This window comes from Sulfurimonas sp. (assembly GCF_019429335.1).
Taxonomy (GTDB): domain Bacteria; phylum Campylobacterota; class Campylobacteria; order Campylobacterales; family Sulfurimonadaceae; genus Sulfurimonas.
In genome coordinates this window covers 1-1,789 of sequence record NZ_JAHYJB010000071.1, presented here as the reverse complement: position 1 = coordinate 1,789, position 1,789 = coordinate 1, and the positions used below count along the sequence as shown (strand labels likewise).

Here is a 1,789-nt window from a genome sequence, read left to right as displayed (position 1 = left end):
AATGGAAATGGGAAGAGGCAACGGGAGACGTTGCAAGAAAAGGGCTTAGCTCAAAGATTTTATCAAACTCTATCTCTACTTTTGTTAATTTTATAGTTCAGCTAAACACGATAGCGCTTATTATCGGGGGAGTTTATGCTATCGGTGAGAGAGAGTTGACTATGGGCGGGCTTATCGCCGTTGTTATGCTGGGCTCTAGAATGTTAGCGCCTCTGGGTCAAGTTGCAGCACTAATTGCGAATTTTCAACAGACAAAAACTGCATATGACGCTATAAACAACATTATGAAACTCGCTGTTGAGCGTGAAGAGTCAAAAAACTTTGTACAGCGCCCGTTTTTTAAAGGAAAGATAGAGTTTCAACATGTAAGCTTTGTTTACCCCGACACGGAAAACAAAGTTCTTGATGATGTAAGTTTTGTAATAAACCCCGGAGAGTCGGTAGGGATTATAGGCACAAACGGTTCAGGAAAGACTACCGTAGAAAAGCTGATCCTTGGGCTCTATGAACCGACGGAGGGCTCCATCCTTATGGACGGTATAGATATAAAGCAGATAGACCCTGCCGACCTGAGACGAAATGTTTCATACGTACCCCAAGAAGTTATTCTGTTTCAGGGGACGCTAAAAGAGAATATCGTTCTGCGCTCACCGGGTGCAAGCGATGAAGAGATTTTAAATGTTGCCAATTTAAGCGGAGTCAGCTACTTTGCAAATTCTCATCCAATGGGATACGACATGCCGATAGGTGAGAGGGGTGACGGACTATCAGGCGGGCAAAAACAGTCCATTTCCATAGCGCGGGCATTTATACATCCTGCACCGATTATACTCCTTGACGAGCCGACAAACTCCATGGACAGCACACATGAAAACAACTTTATCAGAGCTATAAACAGCTATAAAGCAAATAAAACAATGCTTTTAATATCGCATAAAAACGTTCTGCTGGCACTTACGAAAAGATTAATTTTGATGGACAAAGGCAAAATTGTTTTAGACGGACCGCATAATGAGGTGTTGATGCAACTGCAGACACCAAAGAAAAGAGTAGCCAATGAATCTTGAAGATAAATTTGTAGAGTACTCTTACGATAAAAAAGATATTAAGAATCTTCGCATTAAAAATGATGAAGATTTGGAGTATATAAACTCCGTAAGTGCCGCAATGCTCAGCCACAATACGCTGGCTACTAAAATCATGTTATGGGTCGGCGCTTTTTTTATTATCTGGCTTATATACTGGGCTTACAATGCCGAAATCGACGCCCTTACCCGCGGACAAGGAAAAGTAATACCCTCTACTCAGGTTCAAATCATTCAAAATCTTGAAGGCGGAATTGTAAGCGAAATCCTAGTTGCCGAGGGAGAAGCTGTAAAAAAGGGAGATATTCTTATAAAAATTGACGATACGGGTTTCGTAAGCAGCTTTGTCGAGAGTCAGCTCCGCTACAACGAGCTTCAAGCTAAAAGCATCAGGCTTTTGGCAGAATCAACAGGCACCCCTTTTAACGCAAGCGAAGCGATAAGAAAAAGCTCTCCCGAGCTTATTAAGTACGAAGAGTCGCTCTATCTTAGCAATAAAGAGCAGTTGGAAAACAACATGTTGATTTATAAGCACCGTTTGGAGCAAAAAAAAGATGAACTAAAAGAGGCAGAGGCCAAACTCTCTAATCTGACTAAAAATTTTGAGTTTATTACAAGAGAGCTTAAACTCAACAAGCCGTTAGTTGACAAGGGAATCGTATCCGAGGTTGAGTATTTAAAACTTCAAAGAGAAGCAAGCACCA

2 protein-coding genes are annotated in these 1,789 nt (G+C 41.4%); both read left to right on the top strand.

Annotated elements, in window-relative coordinates:
* On the top strand, positions 1-1,067 hold a 1,067-nt coding region (locus K0A91_RS10955), incomplete at its 5' end, for an ATP-binding cassette domain-containing protein (RefSeq protein ID WP_295010258.1).
* The coding region (locus K0A91_RS10950; protein WP_295010256.1) for a biotin/lipoyl-binding protein at positions 1,057-1,789 on the top strand (733 nt) is incomplete at its 3' end. The genes K0A91_RS10955 and K0A91_RS10950, both read left to right, overlap by 11 nt.